2 protein-coding genes are annotated in these 2,539 nt (G+C 44.5%); both read left to right on the forward strand.

The genetic code is table 11. The features are described from left to right. Nucleotides 1-213: 213 nt before the first annotated feature. Nucleotides 214-1,578 (forward strand): hypothetical protein, encoded by a 1,365-nt coding sequence (locus tag VN105_RS01290; RefSeq protein WP_325637143.1) that lies wholly within the window; start codon nt 214-216, stop codon nt 1,576-1,578. Between the two features lie 219 nt (nt 1,579-1,797). After that, on the forward strand, nt 1,798-2,073 hold the full coding sequence (locus tag VN105_RS01295; protein WP_325637144.1) for an HTH domain-containing protein: 276 nt from the start codon (nt 1,798-1,800) through the stop codon (nt 2,071-2,073). Nucleotides 2,074-2,539 lie beyond the last annotated feature (466 nt).

Genomic DNA, 2,539 nt, shown 5'->3' on the forward strand with positions numbered 1-2,539 from the left:
GGCTTAATCTTTAAATAAATCCGGTTTTGTATTAACAGTTAAGATTCGATTAACACTTTCCTTATTTATACCCGTTATTATTGCATTATAAGATTGATATGATGAACGGCTATACCCGTTAAGATATATATAAAATTTTCATTTACTATCGTTGTGAATATTATCTCCCCGTGGTTTTTACCATGGGGATTGTTACCATCTAAAAATCTAATTATGAACCGTCCTGTGATAAAGCAGCTGCTGCGTAACAGCTGTATTTTTCTGATGCTGGCAGGAACAGCTGCAGCACAATCTTCCACCGTTATTATGGGCAAGGTACTGGGTCACCCTGTGCAAAAGGTGTCATTGACTTACTGGTATGATCCGGGTATTTCCCCTGCCATTACGCAGGATACCTTACTAAAAACGGATTCTTTCTATTTCCGGATACCGCTGCCAGTGGGGAGGGAAATATTTTTTTATGCAGATGCCGGTAGCGGATATAACTTCTATGGGATGATCAGGGGAGGAGATAGTTTGCAGTTGATGATGCAGGGCGACAGTATCCGGTTTGGCGGCAGCGGTGCAAAGTTGAACAGGGCTGTGTATGAGGCCAGGCGCGCCCAGTTGCGTATAGCAGTTCCTGCATCATCTGATGCGTTGCAGCTGGCGGCAGCGTACCGGCAGCAATTGCAGGCTGGTAACGGGGGGATGGCCTTGTACCGCGACAGCCTGAATGCAGCCTCCTGGGCGGTAACCAGGGCACATGTGCTTGGGGAAGCAGCCACCGGGCTTGTAAGCACTTTATGGAAGATACCGCCTGCGCCGGATAGTACGCTGGAAGAAAGACAGGTACTTTTTTATAAAGAAAACATATTGCCTGCATTGCCGCAGGCGCTTCTTCCGGATACAACAGTAATGCCTATACGTTATTTGAGTTACCTGCTGCATAAGGCGGAGGCAGATTATTTTATCCGGCACCGTTATGAATGTAACAACAGGGCGATTTACGAATGGCTGAAAATCCACTACAGTGGCCGGTTGCGCGACAAGCTGCTGGCGCATTCATTAACGCTTGGTTTTGCCGCCGGCAATCCTGCCGAAGAACAGGAGTGGTGCGTACGCGATTACCTGGAACTAGTGCAGGATGAAACCTGTAAACAGGCTATTGCAAAGCTTTACGGGCGATCCAGGAAAGGGATCAGTAAAGGCGTAGTAGCCCCGGTTTTTAGTTTCCCCGATGCAGAAGGAAAGTTAATAAGCCTGCGGCAATTCAGCGGAAAGGTAGTGCTGCTGCATTTCTACAGCGGATCGGTTCCGGCATTGCATGCGCTTACAGAAATAAAAGACTGCTTCAATAATGCTGTTACATTTGTGAACATCTGCTGCGACGGCTTTGCTGCAAAGGATTTGCCGGGATGGATATGGCGGCTGGATGATCAGCATCGCGAGTTGCTTACGCAATACAGTATTAGTAAGTATCCCTCATTTATTGTTGTTGGAAAGAATGGAAAAGTATATGCTACACGTCCGCCGGATCCTGCAGTAGATCACGGTACAGCCCTCGCCAACATTATCTATGAAGCATTATTGCAGTGAGTATTTTTTGTGTATAAGCCAATAAAAACAATGCGGAAACGTTTAGTAAAAGTACGCAGCTAACCCGCATCAGCGCCATTGTTCCGCAGCTAAATTTTCGAAAACCCGTTTAAACCAGATTGTTAATATTTACGTTTAAATATATATATGATAATGCTGGTTTAATAAAGACACAAATCGTATATTCAGTAAATAACCGTTAAGACCCCTCTATGCCACATGCCAAAGCGTTATTTTGACAGACTACAGACCATTGATTACCTCATCAGGATCAAAGGGACCGGTAAGCCCGCTCAGTTAGCCAAGCGGCTTCGTATTTCCGAAAGAACACTCTATGAATTCCTCAAAATGATGAAGGAGTTAGGTGCTCCCATTGAGTACGACCGGTACAAAGAAAGTTACTTCTACTCAGAAAAAGGCGGCTTCAATGTCAGGTTTTCGAAAAACCTGATCGCTGTGAGTACGATGTTCCTTTTATGCTTCCTTATTTGGTAAACATGGTCCGCGCACCGACCAGTTAACCGGCTTCCCTGTTAGCTCTCCCTGCGCCCGCGCCGCCCTTTCAGGGCCTTAGATCTGCTGCACAGCTGCATGGCAGTTGTTCCTGGATCTTTTATGTAATCTTCCATGACTGGTGGACTGGGAAAGTATTGTCTTTCAGGACAGCTACTTTAACTGTCCACCTTTCTTTTTCCAAAATACTTAACATTCGGTTAACTGTTATCATCACAAATAAGGTCAAATTTACGGTTGTCAGCTTTTTGATAAAATCTTATGCGAATAATAACTTTTTTTCATAACGCGGTTTAGATTAGATTTTAGATTATACGCGGGTTTCTGTTCAGTCACCTGCCCTGTTTAAATCGTCTGTTTCCGTGGCAACTGACTCAGGTAAATTTACGTATCCTTATTTGACCAAAATAAACCCTATGGTACTAAACTGTATTATTTTGGGTAATGA

Source organism: Chitinophaga sp. (assembly GCF_035564935.1).
GTDB lineage: Bacteria > Bacteroidota > Bacteroidia > Chitinophagales > Chitinophagaceae > Chitinophaga.